This window comes from Streptomyces sp. NPDC107550 (assembly GCF_055639095.1).
The window spans coordinates 96,029-114,582 of record NZ_JBVKBC010000005.1; the positions used below are offsets into that span (position 1 = coordinate 96,029).

Below are 18,554 nucleotides of genomic sequence, written 5' to 3' on the forward strand. Positions count from 1 at the left end.
CGCACTCCGTCACCGTTCGTCTCGAATTGACGTGAGGGGAACGTTTCCCTCCGGGTGCCGGGGCGGGCCGCCCGCGCGTGGTAGCCCCTGCGGTCACACCAGGCGTACGGGCTTCTCGGGCCGGATGCCGAGGCGGGCGAGCCAGGATCTGAGTGGCCCGGGGTCGCCGTCCTCGACGAGGCTCAGGACGCGGGGGGAGAGGTCGGCCGCGCGCTCCCCGTCGACGAGCAGCGAGGGCCCGTCGAGCCAGTCCAGGCCGGGGGCCGCGCCTGCGGTGTCCACGGCGGCGCAGCAGACCATCGCGGTGACGTGGTCGGCGAGCAGCTCGCGTCCGCTGCGGGGCGGCTGGAGCGGGAAGAGGGGCAGCGCGCCCTCGTCCCACAGCGCGCCGTCCGGGCCCCCGCTCTGGCCGGCGCCGGCCGGGGGCGCGGGGCGGGCGGTCTCCTCCCTGGCCAGTTCGGCGCTGATGCCGGCGGCCAGGGCGTCCACCTCGGGTCTGGGGGTGCGTTCGTCGTCGTCCTCGGCGTCGAGCCGCAGGTCGAGCTCGGCGAGGTCGGGGTCGGCGCCACCGCCCTGCCCGGCCACCGCCTCGCCGAACTCCGCGCCGGAAGCGGTGAGGTCAGGAGTGTCTGCGGTGAGGTCAGGGGCGCCGACGGTGAGGTCAGGGCTGTCGGCGGTGAGGTCCGGGGCGTCGGTGGTTCGGCCGGGGACGGTGAGGTCCGGGGCGTCTGCGGTGAGGCCGGCGTCGGTGAGGTCAGGGGCGCCCGTGGTGCCGCCGGGGGCGGGGGCGCCGGCGTGGGGCGGCACAGGGAACGGGGTGCCTTCGGTGGGCGCCGGGGCCGGGTGGGGGTCGGCCGGTGCGGTCAGGTGGGCCAGGATGCGGGAGAGCGTGGGGCCCTCCGGTCCGGCCGGCGTCGCGGCTTCCCTTATCCCCAGCGTGTCCAGCACCCGGTGCAGCCGTGCCGCGTCCGTGCGCCACTTGCGGTCGACGACCTCGTCCGGGTACTCCTGCCAGTCGACCGGCGCCCAGTCAGGACCGGATTCGGCGGGGCCGCCGTGGAAGAGGCGGGCGGCGAGCAGCGAGGCCGCCTCGTCCACCACGCCGGGCTCATCCAGCAGATCGCAGGCCGGGCGCTCCCCGAGCCGCGAGGCGAACGACCCGCTCTGCGCGGCGAGCCGGTCGCGCCGGGACAGCTCGGTCAGCGCGGAGACCACGCCCGCGTCCAGCCGGGACGGCCAGCGGCCCATGCGCCAGGCGGGCAGGGCGACCCGGGTCAGCAGCCGGTCCCAGCCCGCGTAGGCGAGGCCGACCTGCTCCTGGGCGACGATCCGCAGTCCGTAGTCCACGCTCTGGGCGCGCTCGGCGGCGGCGGCCGCGACCCCGCGCTCCATCTCCGCCGCGTGCACCCGGCAGCCGCCGAGCATGATCCGGGCGACCCGGCCGATCCCGGCGAGCGCCAGCCGGGACACGGGCCCGCGCCCGGGGGCCGAGGCGACCGCGACGGCCGCGTCCAGACCTCGTACGAAACGGCGGGCCGCCGCTATGTCGGGGTGCGCCGACGGTCCCGTACCGGCGACGACCGGGGCGAGCACCGCGCGCAGCTCGCCCACCCGCATCCACCACAGGAACGGGGAGCCGATGACCAGGACGGGCGCGACCGGCGCCTTGGCCTCCTCGCCGGCCGGGGCGCGGCGGGCGGTGGCCGGCGGGCCGTGCGCGGGGTGCGTGCGGTCCTCCAGCCAGCTGTCGCAGTCGGGCGTGAGGGCTATCGCCGAGGGCGCCGGCACGTCCAGCCGGTCGGCCAGGTCACGGACCAGCCGGTACAGGTCGGGGGCCGTCTCCTCGGCGATCGGCACGGTCGGGCTGACGGCCGGGCGGGCGCGGGCCACGACCAGCGCGACCGCGGCCGCGGCCAGCAGGACGACCACGGCGGCCACCGTCACGACGAGCCGCGCGAGGTCCCAGCCGCCGCCCACCAGATGCCCGGTGGCGCCGCCCGCGAGCAGGATCACCGAGGCGGCGGCGGGCAGCAGGGCCAGTGCCGTCGCCCTGCCGCGGATGCGCAGCACGGCGAGGGCCCGGGCACGCGCTGCCTGCGCACCCGCTTCCGCTCCCATACCGGACACGACCGATGTCACCCCCTGCTGCCTGTGCCTTCTGTCCCGCCCCGGGCTCGGGCCCGCGGCAGGACACTGGTGGCTTTGCTCACTCCCCCACTGTGGCACCCGCCACTGACATCGCAATGCCGGTGGTCCGTCTGGTTCTGTCCCGATCCGACGCGTCGGGCGACGGCTCCAGGGCGGTACCTGACAGGCGACGGTTCGGTTTCACGGGTGCCTGAACTCCGTGCGCCGCACCCTAGTTGGGCTCCCGGGCGCCGTCAGCCGGATGGGGCACCGGTCACTCGATGGAATGGCTTTGGGCAGAGGTGGATGACAGACGGGGCCGCGCGGGAGAGGGTGTCCCGAACGGCCCCGGTGATCGCGTGCTGCTGACGCGCGCTTCGCCTGATGTCTGGCGGTCGTGCGCCGGCGGTCGTCCGCTGGCAGTCGTGCGCTGGCGTGCACGCCGGTCGGGTGATTCCCGTCCGGCGTCGCCGGTCAGCTCTCGGCGGCGGCCTTCGCCGCGATGTCCGCGCGGTACTGGGAGCCGTCCAGGCCGATGCGGGCGACGGCGGTGTAGGCGCGGTCGCGGGCTTCGGCGAGGTCGGAGCCGGTCGCGGTCACGGACAGCACCCGGCCGCCCGCGCTGACGACCGCGTCGCCGTCCCGCTTGGTGCCGGCGTGCAGGACGTACGCGTGCGGGGCGTCCAGCGCGGTCACGTCGTCGAGCCCGCTGATGGGGTCGCCGGTGCGCGGGGTGTCCGGGTAGTTGTGCGAGGCGACGACCACGGTGACGGCCGCGTCGTCGCTCCAGCGCAGCGGCTCCAGGTCGGCGAGCGTGCCGGTGGCGGCGGCGAGCAGCACGCCGGCGAGCGGGGTGCGCAGCCGGGCGAGGACGACCTGGGTCTCGGGGTCGCCGAAGCGCGCGTTGAACTCGATGACGCGTACGCCACGGCTGGTGAGCGCGAGCCCCGCGTACAGCAGCCCGGAGAACGGGGTGCCGCGGCGGCGCAGCTCGTCCACCGTCGGCTGGAGCACCGTGTCCAGGACCTCCTGGACCAGCTTGGGGTCGGCCCATGGGAGCGGCGAGTACGCGCCCATGCCGCCGGTGTTGGGGCCGTTGTCGCCGTCGAGCGCGCGCTTGAAGTCCTGCGCGGGCTGGAGCGGGACGACGGTCGTGCCGTCGGTGATGGCGAAGAGGGAGACCTCGGGGCCGTCGAGGAACTCCTCGATGACGACGCGTTCGCAGGCGTTCGCGTGGGCGCGGGCCTGCTCGACGTCCTCGGTGACGACGACGCCCTTGCCGGCGGCCAGCCCGTCGTCCTTCACGACGTACGGGGCTCCGAACGCGGCCAGCGCCTCGTCCACCTCGGCGGGTGTCGTGCACACGTAGGAACGGGCGGTGGGGACGCCCGCGCCGGCCATGACCTCCTTGGCGAACGCCTTGGAGCCCTCAAGACGGGCCGCCTGCGCGGACGGGCCGAAGACGGGGATGCCGACGGCGCGTACGGCGTCGGCGACGCCCGCGACGAGCGGTGCCTCCGGGCCTACGATCACGAGGTCGGCCGCCAGCTCCTGGGCCAGCGCCGCGACCGCCGCGCCGTCGAGGGCGTCGACCGCGTGCGGTTCGGCGATCTCGGCGGTGCCGGCGTTGCCGGGGGCGCAGTGCAGGGCGGAGACGGCGGGGTCGAGGGACAGGGAGCGGCACAGGGCGTGTTCGCGGGCGCCGTTTCCGATGACGAGGGCCTTCACGGGGCCAGGGTATCGGGCGGGGGGTGCGGGTATTTGTGTGGGCCGCTAATTCCGGCGGGGGTTGGGGTTGTGGGTTCCTCTAAGGGGGTGGGGGAGGTTGGGGGTCGGGGCGGCGGGGTCGGGGGTGGGGGTGTTTATGGGTGCGGGGGGTTGTAGGCGTTTTGCGCAGTTCCCCGCGCCCCTGAGAGGGGTGGTGGGTGCTGCTGGGTATTACGCGCGGGAGCGCCGTGGTTGCTCGCGCAGTTCCTCGCGCCCCTTAGGGAGCGGGGGTGGAGGGGGTTGGGTGCGTGCGGGAGCGTTGGGGTTGCTCGCGCCGTTCCTCGCGCCCCTTAGGGAGTGGGGGTGGAGGGCGGTCCGATCCCTCCAGTCCCCCCGGTCAGTCGTTGGTGAACTCTTCTACTACCGTCGCGCCGAGTTCTCTGACGATGAGGTCGTGGCCCGACAGGGCGTTCTCGTCGAGGTCCGGGTCGTCGTCCTCCGGGGTGTCGTCCTCCACGGAGACCGGGCGGCGGGCCGGGGCCGGGGGCGGGGACGCCGGGGCGGGTGACGCGGGCGCGGACGAGGGGGCCGGGGCGGGGGCGGGCGCCGGGGCGGCCGGGGCCGGGGCCTGCTGGACGGGCTGCGGGTAGGAGTAACCGGCGCCGGGGCCCGAGGGGGGCGTGGGGGCGCCGCCGCCCGCGTCGACCACCGCGTCGATCTTCCAGTTGACGCCGAACTGCTCGGACAGGGCCGCCTTCAGTACGTCCTCGCTGCCGCTGCTCGCGAAGTTGTCCCGGGCGCCGGCGTTGACGAAGCCGAGTTGCAGCGTGGTGCCGTCGAAGCCGGTGACCTGCGCGTTCTGGCTGAGGAGGATCCAGGTGAAGCGGCGCTTGTTCTTGACCGCCTCCAGGATGTTCGGCCAGAGCGTGCGCGGGTCGGGGCTGCCCGGCGGCGGGGCCATGGGCGTGCCGCCCGGCGCGGACTGGCCCGGGGCCGAGGGTGCCGGGGGCGTGGGCGTGGGTGCGGGGGCCGCCGGGGCGGGTGCGGGGGCCTGGCCGGAACCGGCGGCGGCTGCCGTGGGCCAGCCTCCGGGGCGCCGGGTGCCGCCGGCCGGGGCGGCGGTGGGCCAGGCGCCGGGGGCGGCCGGAGCCGGGGCGGACGGCTGCGGCTGGGGTGCGGGCTGCGCCGGGGGTTGCGCGGGCTGAGGGGCGGGGGCGGTGGGCGCCGGTGTCTCCTGCGCGGGGGCCGGGGCGGGAGGTGCCGGGGCCTGGGCGGCGGGCGCGGGCGCTGAACCTCGTACCGCCGCACGGGCCGCCGCCGGGCCGCCGCCGGGCGGAACCGGGGGGCCCGCAGGGGGCTGAGCCTGGGGCTGGGTCTGGGTCTGGGCTTGGGCTTGGGCAGGCGCCGGGGGCATCGGCGCGTGGGCGTCGGGCCCGGGGACGTACGCCATGGAGGGGCCGGGGCCCTGCGCGCCCGGGGTGAAGACGCCGCCGCGCTCCAGCCGCTCCAGGCGGGCCATGACGGAGCGCTCGTCGTCGTACGCGGCCGGGAGCAGGACGCGGGCGCAGATCAGCTCCAACTGGAGGCGCGGCGAATTGGCACCGCGCATCTCGGTCAGGCCCTCGTTGACGATGTCGGCGGCGCGGCTCAGCTCGGCGGCACCGAACGTGCTCGCCTGCGCCTGCATCCGCTCGATGACGTCGGCGGGCGCGTCGATCAGGCCCTTGTCGGCCGCGTCGGGCACGGCGGCGAGGATGACGAGGTCGCGCAGCCGCTCCAGGAGGTCGGTGACGAACCTGCGCGGGTCGTTGCCCCCCTCGATGACGCGGTCGACGACCTCGAAGGCGGCGGCGCCGTCCCCGGTGGCGAACGCCTCGACGACCGAGTCGAGCAGCGAACCGTCCGTATAACCGAGCAGACCGGTCGCCATGGCATAGGTCACACCGTCCTCGGCCGCGCCGGCGAGGAGCTGGTCCATGACGGACATCGAGTCACGTACGGAACCGCCGCCCGCGCGCACGACCAGCGGCAGCACGCCGTCCTCTACGGGGATCTGCTCCTTGCCGCACACCTCGCCCAGGTACTCGCGGAGCGTGCCGGGCGGCACGAGGCGGAACGGGTAGTGGTGCGTACGCGAGCGGATCGTGCCGATGACCTTCTCGGGCTCGGTCGTGGCGAAGATGAACTTGAGGTGCTCCGGGGGCTCCTCGACGACCTTCAGCAGCGCGTTGAACCCCGCCGACGTGACCATGTGGGCCTCGTCGATGATGTAGATCTTGTAGCGGCTGCTCGCCGGGCCGAAGAACGCCTTCTCGCGCAGGTCACGAGCGTCGTCCACACCACCGTGCGACGCGGCGTCGATCTCGATGACGTCGATCGAGCCCGGCCCGTTGCGCGCGAGGTCCTGGCAGCTCTGGCACTCGCCGCAGGGGGTCGGCGTGGAGCCCTGCTCGCAGTTGAGACAGCGGGCGAGGATGCGCGCGCTGGTGGTCTTGCCGCAGCCGCGCGGGCCCGAGAACAGGTACGCGTGATTGACCCGGTTGTTCCGCAGGGCCTGCTGCAGCGGGTCAGTGACATGCTCCTGACCGATGACCTCGGCGAACGACTCCGGGCGATAGCGGCGGTACAACGCGAGAGACGACACATCTACGAGGTTATAGGCGCCCACTGACAACCTGCCCCGCCCCCGAACGCAAGCGCCCCCCACGCACCCGCCAGAGCCAACCTACCCTTGCTGCCTTCCGGCCCTGGGGGAGTTCAGTCAGATAGCGCCGCGTGAGGGGCTGCGCACAGCGTACACGCTCCGGGCCGGGGGGAACGAGTTCGCGAGCACTCCCTCCGGTCATGTAATGTCTCCAGCGGAGGATTCGCCTAGAGGCCTAGGGCGCACGCTTGGAAAGCGTGTTGGGGGCAACCCCTCACGAGTTCGAATCTCGTATCCTCCGCCAGTGCCTCACCGGGCACTAACGTCGAAGGGCCCCACTGCTCGCAGTGGGGCCCTTCGACGTTTCCATCGCCGCGTCCCCACCGCGCCTCCGCCGCGCCCCCTCAACCGGTCTTGAGGAGAACTTTGATCTCTCTTTGTCGGGATCACGACAGCAAACCGGCCGGGGCGACTAGCGTCTTCAGGCCGGCCAGCCGACTCAGGGGGAAGCAGACGACGCCATGGGCGACAACAGCGACGGCAAGATACTCGACATCAAGATCGCCGACCTGAAGGCGACCGCCCCGCATTTCCATACGCACAGCGCCGACCTGGCGAAGGCGTTGACCAAGCTCCGGGCCGGACTCGCGGCGGCCGGCTCACCCTGGGGTGACGACGAGCAGGGCCAGAAGTTCCACGAGCACTACGGCCCGCACGTGAAGAAGATGGAGGCCGCCGCCGGGATCCTCGCGCTCGGCCTGGCCAGCATCGAAGCGGCCATGACCGACATGGCCGACGGCCACATCGACAACGAGAAGCTCGTCCGGTCGATGTTCGGCAAGATCCATCCCGCCCCTCACGACGGCAACGGGACTGCCCAGTGAGCGCAGCCGACAAGGCCAAGAAGATCGTCCAGGACATGACCGGCATGTGGTGGCCGGACGCCGACGAGGACGGTCTGCGCGACGCGGCCAAGGTCTGGCGGGACTTCGCCGACGATCTGGAGAAGGTCACCGCCGCCGCGAACAAGTCGGCGCGCGGCATCATCGAGCACAACAAGGGCGAAGCGATATCCGCCTTCGACGACCCGTTCTGGCGCCGCTACTACTACGACGGCCACGGCTGGCTCCAGGACATGATCGACGGCGCCCGCGACATGGCCAAGGCCCTCGACCAGTACGCCGACGTCGTCCACAAGGCCGTCAAGCACCTCGAACACGAACTGGAGATCGTCGGCGCCACCATCGTCGCCGGCACCGCCCTCGCCGTCTTCACCCTCGGCATCTCCGAAGGCGCCGCGGCCGCCGCCACCGCCACCATCGTCGAACTGTCGGCCACCCTGGGCGTCACCGTCTCCACCGAGATCGCCACCATCGCCGGCACCACCCTGGCCACCGCCGCCATCGGCGGCCTCGAGTCGATCACCGTCGACCTGGCGGTCACTCAGCCCGTCGCCATGGGCACGGGCGAGAGCAAGGGACTGAGCCTCGACGAAGTCCAGAACGCCGGCCTGGCGGGCGCGCTCACCGGCGGCCTGCTCGGCGGCGGAGGGGCCACCTACAAAGCCATCAACGACGCGGGCGGCCTGAGCGAGCTCCTCGGCGGCGTACGCATCCCCGGGTTCGAACCCAACTTCGCGCTGCCGGGTGGCGGAAGTACGAGCCTCGATGATCTCGGCGCTCTGATGCGCACAGGGCAGGGCGGCGGAGGCGCGATGCGGCCGCCACCGCCGTACGCGGAGCCCCTCGATGCGCTGGGCAGAGCGCAGGGCGTCGACACGACGATCACGCCGTCCATGCTCAACACGGGGCAGAAGGCCAGCAGGCGCATCAAGCCGCCGGGCTGGCTGGGGGACACGGCCGAGCACACCCGCGGGCATCTGCTTGCGAGATCTCTGGGCGGAGACGGGCGTGCACCGGAGAACATCGTGATCATGTACGCGAAGGCCAACAACGAGGTCATGGAAAAGCTCGAAGAGCGGATCTATAACGTTGTGGATGCTGGCCATCCCGTGCAGTACACGGCACGCCCGGTCTATGCGAACCCGAATGACCTGATCCCCTCCGGTGTGCATGTCACCGCCAAGGGCGGGGGCCTCGACATCGACCAGACCATCATCAACAAGAAGTAGGCGCCCCCGTGACTGACCTGGAACTCCTGGCGGCTCTCCCCTCGACGGGCGAGGCCGGCATGGTGATCAATGACTGGGAGCGGACCGAAGCGAACCTCGGCGTCGAGTTCCCCTCCACTTTCATGCGCTTCCTCGACGTCTTCGGCGGCGCGAAGTTCGACGACTTCCTGCGCGTCTACCGTGCAGGAGCCGACAACGAGAACATCGACCTCGTGGCGAAGACGAAGCAGGGCCGCGCCGCGCTGGCCGAGACGCGCCCGCACATCAAGGCCCTGCTCGCTGAGCGCGGCCTGACGACGGACGAACTGATCTGCTGGGGTGGCACCGAGAACGCGGACATGTGCTTCCTCGTCCCCGCAGCAGATCCACGCGCGTGGGCTGTCCTTACGGTCATCGGCCGCGGGCGGGAGTACGACCTGTTCGAGGGCCCCGTGGAGTCCTACCTTCTGCGTGTTCTCCGCGGCGACTTGGTCAGCGAGGTCTTCCCCGAAGACTTCCCCGACGAGGAGCCCTCCTACGAGCGGCACCCGATGATCTGACGTGGCCGCGCAGGAACGTCGAGGGCAGACAGAGCAGTTCAGGGCCCTCCGTCAGACCAATTTCTGGTTGCAGTTCCGGTTGCATTCACCGTCGTACAGCACCGTTCACGAGGATCACGGGCCACAGCTGCACCGCAAGCTGCACCGCAGGTCAGAACGGCCTCGCACACCCCCGTACCCTCAGACGAACATTTGGAAAGCGTGTTGGGGGCAACCCCTCACGAGTTCGAATCTCGTATCCTCCGCCAGTGCCTCACCGGGCACTAACGTCGAAGGGCCCCACTGCTCGCAGTGGGGCCCTTCGACGTTGTCTCTGCGGCTCGCTGTCCGGGTTGTTGCGGGCGTAGATCAGGTTGCCGGTCCGCGCAGGGAGAGCTCGGTGACGGGGGGGAACGGGCTGCTGCCGTCCTTGGGGACGACGACGGACGCGCCGAGCATCGGTGTCGCCGGGAAGCCCGTTTGGGGCAGGGGGCGGCAAGAGAACAGCCGGCGGTGGCGGTCTCGTACACCGGGTGGGGGTACGGGAGTTCGACCAGCCCCCGGTACGTGGCATTCAGCCAGGCCGCCGCTCGCTGAGCAGGACTCGTCACAACTACTACTCCTTGGGCGGCCAGTTACCCGTGGCGCGTCGGTTCATGTAGTCCTCCACCGGAAACGCACTGGGAGGGAAGTGGGCCTTGCTGCCGTCGTGCGGAACGATGACGACGCTGGTGATCGGCGACTGCAACCAGTCGCCCGTCTGGATGTGCTCACTGAAGTCGAAACGAATCGCCCACCCATAGGGGTAGTCGACGCTCTCTTCCGGCAACATGACGAGAGAATCCGCCTTGTCCGGATAAACAAGCCGCAGAAGTGCTGCCGCGGCGTCCACCGCCGCATTCCTGTCGGTCATCTACGCAGCTCCGTTCCTGTATGGGACATGCATGATTTGCCTGGCAGTGAGTGGGCCCAGTCCAGTCGGGCGACAATCCGAATGGGGCGGTGAGAGAATCATCATCGACGACGCCGACGCCTCCGAGAGCCCCCGAGGAGCGCGAGGTCCTCTTCCGCTCCCTGCGCGACGCCGCCGCCACGTTCCGGGCCGATGAACCCGAGCTGCCCGGCCAGGAAAAGGTCACCATCCAGGCTGTACTCCCTGCCCCGGCTATCGTGCTGAAGTCGACAACGGGAGCCCGCTGATGATCTACAACTTTCTGGCAGACCGGTCGTTCAGCCACCGCTCCGTCGCGCAGGTCCTCGCCACGTGTCTCGGGATGGACGAGCAGTCCGTGGACGTCGGTGACGACGCCACTGACCCGGACCTGCGGAACTGGGACGCCCCGGTTCTGTGCGAAGTGGCCCGCACACAAGGGGACGTGGTGGTGAGCCTGGACATCTACGTTCAGGCATTCGTGGCCTCTCCGCCCTCCGAAGCCGTTCTCGCCCGCGCCTTCGCCCAGGCCACCGGCGCCCTCGTCCTCTTCCCCGCGCAGGAGGCACCGCCCAGCGCGTACTGGCTCGCCGACGACGAAGGCACCGTGACCCGCGCCCGACTCGAACCCTCCGACGACGAGGTTCCCGTGTACGCCATCACCGCCGTCGAGGCGCCGGTGAACCGGCTGCCCGACACCCCCGTCACCCGGTTCGAGGAGATCGTCCGCGAGCAGAACGCGGCGCGGGTGCCCACTCCCCTCAACGAACGCTTCGCCGAGCATCTGGGCGAGCCTCACCCCGACGCGTCCTGGGCCACGGGCAACTCGTACTGACAGTGACATGCCCGCACTCGACTGGGGCGGCCGACCGGGGTGGTTTCCTGGTTGGGGCTGGCGACTGGCGGTCGGGGCGTGGAGGGGGCTGCGTGGTGGCGCAGGGTGGGTTTTATTGGGAGTTGGGGGGAGTGGGGCGGGGGGCGCCCCTTCTTCGGGACGCCGCGCGTAGTTCCGGGGAGTGGGATGAGGGGCGGCTGCTCGGCTACCTCGACGCGGGGCATGAGATCTTCACGGCCATGGGCGCCGCGCGCGATGTCATCGCCGGTGATGTCTGGATCACCGGAGCCGGTTCCCTCGTCACCGACGGCACCTACGTGTGGCCCGTCGAACTCGCCCACTATGTACGGCGCCACCATGTCGCGCTGCTCCCCGAGTTCGCCGCGCACATCCGCGCGCTCGGCTACGTCAGTCCCGACATCTCCCGGGAGCGGGCTCTGGCGATCTTCCGGGAGTGTGTGGGTGAGAACAGTGGGGCGGACAGCGGGGCGGGGGGCGGTGGCGTGTTCGTCGTGCGGTGCCGGGGTGCCCTCACCCGCGCGGCCGCCCGGAGTCTGATCGAGCGGCTGGCCGCTTCGGGGTTCTTCGTACGGCACCCGCTCACGGAGCACGTCTTCGGGTTCCGCGACACCGTGCGGGGCGCGCGGGAGCCGCTGTTGGGCGGGGTCGAGGCACTGGTGTCGGCGCTGGCCTCGGACTCGTACCGGAGTGTCGAGTTCCGGGGGTGGGCGGGGAGCGACGAGTCGCTTGCGGTGACCGTGCGGCGGCTGGACGGCGCCGTGCAGGAACTGGCCTTCCGCGTCGGCGACATCTCGGCGCCGTACCGGGACGACGCCGTCGCCGCGCTGGTGCGTGCGCTCGACCAGGACGCGGAGGACAGCGGTCCTCGGACGGGAGGGTGAGGGCGTGGGGGTGAGGGCGTGGGGGTGAAGTGATGGGTGGTGGGTGGGGTGAATGTGGGGCTCGGGGTGCCCGGGGTTGTGCCCGTGCTGTTGCTGTTCGGGGCCGTATGGGGCGTCGTCGATGTGGCGCTGCGGCGGTGGGGCCGGCCGGCGTCGTCGCGGGCGTACTGGGGCGTGGGGGCCTTCGCCACCGCACTGCCCACGCTCCTGCTCCTCGTCCTCAGCCCGTGAGACTCCCCGCCCGAGAGGTCCCTCAGCCCGTCAGGGCCTCAGCCCGTCAGGGCCTCAGCCCGGGAGGCGGTGGGTGGCTTCGAGGAGCGTGGTCAGGATCGTTTCGCGGGACGCCCGGGGCGGGAGGGTCCAGACGCGGCGGGCGCCGGGGCGGGCCGCCCGTTGCGGGGTGATGCGCAGGAGTTCGGGGCTCGGTACGACGGCTCGGCGCAGCCATTCGATGAACAGGGCGGCCTCGGCCGGGGTGCTGTCGATGAGGAGGACGGTGTCCGGGCCCTCCGCGCTGACCACGCCGTCGTACTCCTCGCCGCCCTTGGCCACCGCGTAGAACTCCGCGCGCCGCGCGTCGGAAGCGGGGTCGCAGCGGGCCTCCAGGAAGCCGTTCTTCAAGGCCTGGGCGAAGGCCGGCAGTTCGAGGTTCCAGCCGCGCGGGGTCTCGGCGGGGGTGTGCAGGAGGAACGACGTCCGGTACTCGTCGAGGTCCATGGCTCTCGGTCCCTTCCGGGCGGACAGGCAGCGCTGACCTTGCACATCTTTGCCCCGCGCGGCGTTCCCGTACAGACTCCGGCGCGGATGCGCTCCTCAGGCAAAGTTTTCTGGCGAGGCCGGGGAGAAAATGGCTGCTCAGAGGCGTGCGCGGGGGTCTGAGGGGAAGAAGGTGTGCCCGCGGCCACAGCCTGACGCCCTTCCATGGGCGCATACTGAGACATGACAAAGCCTTCCGCACCGAAGCGCCATCTGCCCACCAGCCCTTTCAAGGCGCCGGTCGTACCGGCTCCGAAGCACTTCGCCACGGGTGATCAGGTCACCCACGACATGTACGGGCTCGGCCGGGTGGTCGGTGTCGAGGACGGTGTCGCGGCGCTGGTCGACTTCGGCTCGTCGCAGATGCGGATCCTGAGCCCGTACGGCAAGATGACCAAGCTGTAGCTCCGCGTCACCGCGGAGCACCTCTGTGCCGCCGTACGGCACGCCAGGCCCTCCCGCGGGCGGGCCTGTACCGAAAGGCAGAACCCTCTCATCGACTCGACGTCGCTGTTCTCCGCTGCCCTGGAAGGGCAGAACCGCCTGACCACGGCGCCCTCGCCGACCCCGTCGACGACGCCGTTCCAGGCTCCGGCCTTCTCCGGCCTCGACTCCGACGCGGATTACGCGGACTACGCGGATGACGCGGACTTCGCGGGTGACCTGGACGAGGCGGGCTACGCGGACTTCGCGGACGACTTCCAGGACCAGGAATCCCCGTACCGGTCCCCGGGCTCCCAGGGCTCGCAGGGCCAGGGCTCGCAGGCCCAGGGGTCGCGGGGCTCCAAGGGCGGGCGCCGGCGCCGCGGGCGTCCCGCGTCCCGGTCCGCCGCCTGAGCCACTCCGTCCCCGTACGTCACTTCCGTCCCACCACGCACCCCCCGAACCACCGCTCCACGGGGTCGGGCCGCACGCCGGTCCGGCCCCGTACGCATGCCCGCACCCGGGCGGGCGGGGGGTTGTCCCTACCCCGAAGACGCCTCCGCGCCCCATGTCGGCGGGGCGTCCGCGCGGCGAAGCTGGTGGCATGACCTCGACGACCGCCACCCAGTCCTTCACCACCGCCCCACGAACACCGGCCAGAGGCACCGAAGCCGCCGGTTTCTGGCGCGGGCCCTTCGCCGCCTCCTCGTACCGCGCGCTCGGCTACACGCTGACCGCGCTGCCGGTCGCCGTCGCGTCCTTCGCGTTCACCGTGACGCTGTTCGTGCTCGGCGCCGGCACGCTCGTCGTCTGGCTCGGACTGCCGGTGTACGCGGCTCTGCTGGGCGGCGCGCGCGGCCTCGGGGCGCTGGAGCGGGCGCGGGCGCGGACCGCGTTCGGCATGGAGGTGGCGGCGCCCGACGCGCCCGCGCCGGGGCTGCGGGGACGGCTGGCGGACGCGGCGGGGTGGAAGGCGGTGCTGTTCCACGCGGTGATGTTCCCGTGGCGGGTGCTGACGTTCTCGGTGTCGCTGACGTTCTGGGTGACGGGGTGGGTCGTGGCGCTGTTCCCCACGTACTCCTGGGTGTTCCACCGCTACCTGGACTGGCCCGGCTACCGCGTGTACGACTTCACGACCGACGCCGGTGTGCACCACGCCTACTACATCGAGTCGCCCGCGCAGATCGCCGCCGTCTCCGCGCTCGGCCTGCTGTTCGTCTTCGTCACCCCGCAGGTGGTGCGGGCGCTGACCGCCGTCGACCGGGCCGCCGTCCGCTCACTCCTCGGCCGGCGCTGAACCCGGGGCCGCGCCCGCCGCACCGCGCCGCAGCACCGGTCGCAGCGCGTCGATGACCGAGGCGTCGTCCACCGTCGAGGGGACCGGCTCGTCGAGGCCGTCGGCGATGCCCCGCATGGTGCGGCGCAGGATCTTGCCGGAGCGGGTCTTGGGCAGGGCCGCGACCACGGCCACGTCCTTGAGCGCGGCGACGGCGCCGATCCGGTCCCGTACGAGCTGGACGAGTTCCGCCTCGATGGCCGCCGGATCGCGCTCCACGCCCGCCTTGAGCACCGCGAAACCTCGCGGCACCTGGCCCTTGAGCGCGTCGGCGATGCCGATGACCGCGCACTCGGCGACGTCCGGATGCGCGGCGATGACCTCCTCCATGGAGCCGGTGGACAGGCGGTGGCCCGCGACGTTGATGACGTCGTCCGTGCGGCCCATGACGAAGACGTAGCCGTCCTCGTCGATGTGCCCGCCGTCGCCGGTCAGGTAGTAACCGTCGTACGCGGACAGGTACGAGGCGACGAACCGCTCGTCGTCGCCCCACAGCGTGGTCAGCGCGCCGGGCGGCATCGGCAGCCGGACCACGATCGCGCCGTCCTCGCCGGGCGGTACGGGCTTGCCGGCCGGGTCGAGGACCTGGACGTCCCAGCCGGGCAGGGGGCGGGTCGGGGAGCCGGGCTTGACGGGGGCGCGTTCGATGCCGACCGGGTTGGCGACGATGGGCCAGCCCGTCTCGGTCTGCCACCAGTGGTCGACGACGGGGACGCCCAGCAGGTCGCTCGCCCACTGGTAGGTCTCCGGGTCGAGCCGTTCGCCCGCGAGGAACAGGTACCGCAGGGCGCTCAGGTCGTGGCCGGGGACGAGCGTGCCGCGCGGGTCGGCCTTCTTGATCGCGCGGAGCGCGGTCGGCGCCGTGAACAGCGTCTTCACCCGGTGCCTGGCCGCCACCCGCCAGAACTCCGCCGCGTCCGGGGTGCCGACGGGCTTGCCCTCGTACAGGACGGTCGTCGCGCCGGCGAGCAGCGGCCCGTAGACGATGTACGAGTGGCCGACGACCCAGCCGACGTCGGAGGCGGTGAACATGGTCTCGCCGGGGCCCACGTCGTACACCGCCCGCATCGACCAGGCGAGGGCGACCGCGTAGCCGCCGCAGTCGCGGACGACGCCCTTGGGCCTGCCGGTGGTGCCGGAGGTGTAGAGGACGTACAGCGGGTCGGTCGCGGCGACGGGCACGCAGGGCGCGGGCTCCGTCCCGGCGACGGCCTGCTCCCAGCTCAGGTCCCGCTCCCCCAACTCCGCCTCGCATTGCGGGCGTTGCAGCACCACGCAGGTCTGCGGCGGGTGCGCGGCGCGGGCGACGGCCCGGTCCAGGAGCGGCTTGTACGGGATCACGCGCGTGCCCTCGATGCCGCAGGACGCGGAGACGACGACCTTGGGGCGGGCGTCGTCGATGCGCACCGCCAGCTCGTCGGCGGCGAACCCGCCGAACACCACGGAGTGCACCGCGCCGAGCCGCGCGCAGGCCAGCATCGCCACGACCGCCTCCGGCACCATCGGCATGTAGACGACGACCCGGTCGCCCCGGCCGACGCCGAGCCGCGCGAGGGCGCCCGCGAACACGGCGACGCGCTCACGCAGCTCCTCGTACGTCCAGCTTCGGCGGGTGCCGGTCACCGGCGACTCGTGGACGAGGGCGGGCTGCCCGCCGCGTCCGGCGTCGATGTGCCGGTCGAGGGCGTTGTGGCAGACGTTCAACTCGCCGTCGGGGAACCAGCGGTGGAAGGGCGCGCGGGAGGAGTCGAGCGCCCGGCGCGGCGGCACGGCCCAGTCGATCCCCTCGGCGGCGGCCAGCCAGAACCCCTCCGGGTCCTCGGTGCTCGCGCGGAAGACTTCCTCGTACGACGTCCCGTACGGCTGCATGACACGCCCTCTCCTGTCGGCACCGCCCGCCCCTGGACCGAGCCTGCCAACGATCACCGCCCGCGCCGCCCAGGACCCCGACCTTCACGAGACCCCCACAAGCGGGGCGCGGGAGCGCTACGGTGCGGCTTATGCCCGCGCTCCGGCGCGTCGGCGGCACGTGAGGGGGAGATGTGTACGAGATGTCCAAAGGGGCCAACGTCGGCCTGGCGTCCTTGGGGGAGGACACCGGTTCGGTCACGGTGAGCCTGAGCTGGAGCAGTACGAGCGGCGACGGTGACGCGGACGTGTCCGTGCTGCTGCTCGGGCCGGGCGACAAGGTGCGCGGCGACGACGACTTCTACTTCTACAACCATCCCTCGGCCGCCGACGGCACCGTGCATCTGCTGGGCAAGTCCCCGACGGGCGACGGCAACGAGGACCGCATCAGCCTGGATCTGACGGCGATGCCCGCCGACGTCACGCGGGTCGTCGTCGCGGCGAGCCAGTACGGCGGCGCCACCTTCGGCGACCTCGACGACCTGCGGCTGACGCTGTGCGACCGGTCCGGCGAGCCGCTGCTCGGGTTCTCCATCGCGGACGCGAGCGTCGAGACGGCGTTCGTCTTCGGCGAGCTGTACCGGCGGGGCGAGGAGTGGAAGTTCCGGGCCGTCGGCCAGGGGTACGGGGCCGGACTCGCCGGTCTCGCCACGGACTTCGGCATCGACATCGTGGACGACACGGGCGCGGAGGCGGAGGCGGACGCGGAGGCCGGGGGTGACCTTTCCCTGGCGCCGGTGGAGGCGGTGACGGCGGTGGAGGCGGTGCCCGGGCGCGGGCCCGTGGCGTCGCCGCCGGTGGCGGGCATTCCCGCGCAGCCGGCCCCCGTGGAGGCGATACCGGCGAGGCCGGGACAGCCCGCACAGGCCGTACAGCCCGCGCAGGCCGCCGAGCCCGCCCGCAGGCGCCCCGCCCGTACGGCGAAGAAGAAGGTCACGCTGCCCAAGGCCCCCAAGAAGTCCCTCGCGGAGAACGACTCCTGGCAGCCCGCCCGGCTCTTTCCCGTACCGTCCGTGCGCAGCGACCGGGAGCGGGAGCAGCGGGCGACGTCCGTGCTGCTCGCGGTGATGACGGAGGTCCCGGAGTTCGGCCGCAGGCTGACGGCCGGGTTCGGGGCGCCGGCGGGCCGGATGCAGACCTTCACCGAGGTGACGCTGGCGCACGGCGACTCGCCCCGGCGCCCGGACGGCGTGCTCCGCGTCGAGCGCGCGGGCAAGCTGTGGACGGCCCTCCTGGAGACGAAGACCAACGGCAACCCGCTCAAGGCCGAGCAGGTCCAGGCGTACGTCGACATCGCCGCCCGGCGCGGCTACGAGGCGGTCATCACGCTCTCCAACGACGTCGCCCTGGAGGGCAGTCCGCTGGTGGACGTGAAGATCGACCGCCGCCGCAAGCACAAGGTGGCGCTCTGGCATCTGTCGTGGGCGGAGGTCACGCACCAGGCGCAGATGCTCCTGCGGCACGAGGGCGTCGGCAACGCGGCGCACGCGTTCGTCCTCCAGGAGCTGCTGCACTACCTCCAGCACGAGAACTCCGGCTGCCACGGCTTCCAGAACATGGGCCCGGCCTGGGTGCCCGTGCGCAACGCGATCGACTCCGAGACGCTGTGCCAGGGCGACCCGCGCGCCGTCGAGGTCGTCGGGAACTGGGAGCGGCTGATCCGCCAGGTCTGCCTGCGGCTCGGCGGCGAACTGGGCCAGAAGGCGCTGCCCGTGCAGCGCAGCCGGCGCGGGAGCGACCCGGGGGCGCGGCGGGCGGCGCTCGCCGACTCGTTCTGCGAGGACGGGCGCCTGTCGGCGGAGCTGCGGGTGGAGGGCTCGCCGGGGGTGGTGGCGATCACCGCGGACCTGCGTACGGGGAAGCTGCGGACGTCCGTCGAGATCGCGGTGCCCGAGGGCGGCTACCCGCTGTCCTCGGCGAAGCGGCTGCTGCGGGCGCTGGCCTCGGCGCCCGCCGATCTGCATGTGGAGACGCTGGTGGAGGGCGGGGGCGGGCCGCGCAGCACGCTGGAGAGGCTGCGGCCGGAGCCGGCGGACCTGCTGCCGAAGGACGGGGCGGTGATCACCGGGTTCCGGCTCTCCCTGTTCAAGGGCATGGGCGGCGCCCGGGGCAACGCCGAGTCCGGGTTCATCCGAAGCGTGGACGACGCGGTGGGGCGGTTCTACGCGACCGTCGTCACGCAGCTCTCCGCCCTTGAACGGGCGGGTGCGGGTGGGCGGGCGCGGGTGGATGGGGCGCGGGTGGAGGGGGCCGGGGTGCCTGTGTGAGCGGGGGCGGCGTGTCTGCGTGAGCGGGAGTGGGCGGCGGGCCGTCCCGTCGTTCATGCCGTTCACGCC

Annotated in this window: 15 protein-coding genes, 1 tRNA gene and 1 other RNA gene; 10 read left to right on the forward strand and 7 right to left on the reverse strand. The window is 72.5% G+C overall.

What is annotated here, in order from left to right:
• Positions 1–93: 93 nt before the first annotated feature.
• The 4 genes from ACZ7LY_RS09450 to ffs form a co-directional block, all read right to left on the reverse strand.
• Positions 94–2,118: a hypothetical protein gene (locus tag ACZ7LY_RS09450; protein WP_471624158.1), complete on the reverse strand. Its 2,025-nt coding sequence runs from the start codon at positions 2,116–2,118 to the stop codon at positions 94–96.
• Positions 2,119–2,601: 483 nt separating this feature from the next.
• A complete protein-coding gene (gene purD / locus ACZ7LY_RS09455; protein ID WP_471623935.1) occupies positions 2,602–3,855 on the reverse strand; it encodes a phosphoribosylamine--glycine ligase in 1,254 nt (417 codons plus the stop codon).
• A 376-nt stretch (positions 3,856–4,231) separates the two neighbouring features.
• A complete protein-coding gene (locus tag ACZ7LY_RS09460; RefSeq protein WP_471623936.1) occupies positions 4,232–6,478 on the reverse strand; it encodes a DNA polymerase III subunit gamma and tau in 2,247 nt (748 codons plus the stop codon).
• Positions 6,479–6,523: 45 nt separating this feature from the next.
• Positions 6,524–6,622, reverse strand: an RNA gene (gene ffs, locus ACZ7LY_RS09465) — signal recognition particle sRNA small type.
• Positions 6,623–6,694: 72 nt separating this feature from the next.
• Here ffs and ACZ7LY_RS09470 point away from each other — a divergent pair.
• The 4 genes from ACZ7LY_RS09470 to ACZ7LY_RS09485 all read left to right on the forward strand — a co-directional run bounded on the left by ACZ7LY_RS09470 (position 6,695) and on the right by ACZ7LY_RS09485 (position 9,148).
• Positions 6,695–6,782 (forward strand) — tRNA-Ser (locus ACZ7LY_RS09470).
• Between the two features lie 217 nt (positions 6,783–6,999).
• A complete protein-coding gene (locus ACZ7LY_RS09475; RefSeq protein WP_471623937.1) occupies positions 7,000–7,362 on the forward strand; it encodes a WXG100 family type VII secretion target in 363 nt (120 codons plus the stop codon).
• The gene (locus tag ACZ7LY_RS09480) at positions 7,359–8,609 is read left to right on the forward strand and encodes a DNA/RNA non-specific endonuclease (RefSeq protein ID WP_471623938.1); all 1,251 of its coding nucleotides are present in this window, start codon (positions 7,359–7,361) and stop codon (positions 8,607–8,609) included. The genes ACZ7LY_RS09475 and ACZ7LY_RS09480 overlap by 4 nt, the downstream gene beginning before the upstream one ends.
• Positions 8,610–8,617: 8 nt before the next feature.
• Positions 8,618–9,148 carry a hypothetical protein gene (locus tag ACZ7LY_RS09485; RefSeq protein ID WP_471623939.1) on the forward strand — a complete coding sequence of 177 codons (531 nt, stop codon included), beginning with the start codon at positions 8,618–8,620 and terminating at the stop codon, positions 9,146–9,148.
• A gap of 595 nt (positions 9,149–9,743) precedes the next feature.
• Here ACZ7LY_RS09485 and ACZ7LY_RS09490 read toward each other — a convergent pair.
• Positions 9,744–10,040: a YrhB domain-containing protein gene (locus tag ACZ7LY_RS09490; protein WP_471623940.1), complete on the reverse strand. Its 297-nt coding sequence runs from the start codon at positions 10,038–10,040 to the stop codon at positions 9,744–9,746.
• Positions 10,041–10,326: 286 nt separating this feature from the next.
• Here ACZ7LY_RS09490 and ACZ7LY_RS09495 point away from each other — a divergent pair, with 286 nt between their 5' ends.
• The 3 genes from ACZ7LY_RS09495 (at position 10,327) to ACZ7LY_RS09505 (ending at position 12,026) form a co-directional block, all read left to right on the forward strand.
• Positions 10,327–10,893, forward strand: coding sequence for a hypothetical protein (locus tag ACZ7LY_RS09495; protein ID WP_471623941.1), 567 nt, complete (start codon positions 10,327–10,329; stop codon positions 10,891–10,893).
• 131 nt (positions 10,894–11,024) lie between these two features.
• Positions 11,025–11,795 (forward strand): hypothetical protein, encoded by a 771-nt coding sequence (locus ACZ7LY_RS09500; RefSeq protein WP_471623942.1) that lies wholly within the window; start codon positions 11,025–11,027, stop codon positions 11,793–11,795.
• A gap of 48 nt (positions 11,796–11,843) precedes the next feature.
• Positions 11,844–12,026 carry a hypothetical protein gene (locus ACZ7LY_RS09505; protein ID WP_471623943.1) on the forward strand — a complete coding sequence of 61 codons (183 nt, stop codon included), beginning with the start codon at positions 11,844–11,846 and terminating at the stop codon, positions 12,024–12,026.
• 54 nt (positions 12,027–12,080) lie between these two features.
• On the opposite strand, the gene ACZ7LY_RS09510 is transcribed toward ACZ7LY_RS09505, so the two are convergent.
• Positions 12,081–12,512: a hypothetical protein gene (locus ACZ7LY_RS09510; protein ID WP_471623944.1), complete on the reverse strand. Its 432-nt coding sequence runs from the start codon at positions 12,510–12,512 to the stop codon at positions 12,081–12,083.
• A gap of 222 nt (positions 12,513–12,734) precedes the next feature.
• Between ACZ7LY_RS09510 and ACZ7LY_RS09515 the strand changes: the two genes are divergently transcribed.
• Positions 12,735–12,956 (forward strand): hypothetical protein, encoded by a 222-nt coding sequence (locus ACZ7LY_RS09515; protein ID WP_471623945.1) that lies wholly within the window; start codon positions 12,735–12,737, stop codon positions 12,954–12,956.
• A gap of 622 nt (positions 12,957–13,578) precedes the next feature.
• The gene (locus ACZ7LY_RS09520) at positions 13,579–14,271 is read left to right on the forward strand and encodes a sensor domain-containing protein (RefSeq protein WP_471623946.1); all 693 of its coding nucleotides are present in this window, start codon (positions 13,579–13,581) and stop codon (positions 14,269–14,271) included.
• Here the strand turns inward: ACZ7LY_RS09520 and ACZ7LY_RS09525 are convergent.
• Positions 14,251–16,179 carry a propionyl-CoA synthetase gene (locus tag ACZ7LY_RS09525; protein ID WP_471623947.1) on the reverse strand — a complete coding sequence of 643 codons (1,929 nt, stop codon included), beginning with the start codon at positions 16,177–16,179 and terminating at the stop codon, positions 14,251–14,253. The two genes, ACZ7LY_RS09520 and ACZ7LY_RS09525, sit on opposite strands and share 21 nt — an antisense overlap.
• A gap of 182 nt (positions 16,180–16,361) precedes the next feature.
• On the opposite strand from ACZ7LY_RS09525, the gene ACZ7LY_RS09530 reads away from it, so the two are divergent.
• Positions 16,362–18,485 carry a TerD family protein gene (locus ACZ7LY_RS09530; protein WP_471623948.1) on the forward strand — a complete coding sequence of 708 codons (2,124 nt, stop codon included), beginning with the start codon at positions 16,362–16,364 and terminating at the stop codon, positions 18,483–18,485.
• Positions 18,486–18,554 lie beyond the last annotated feature (69 nt).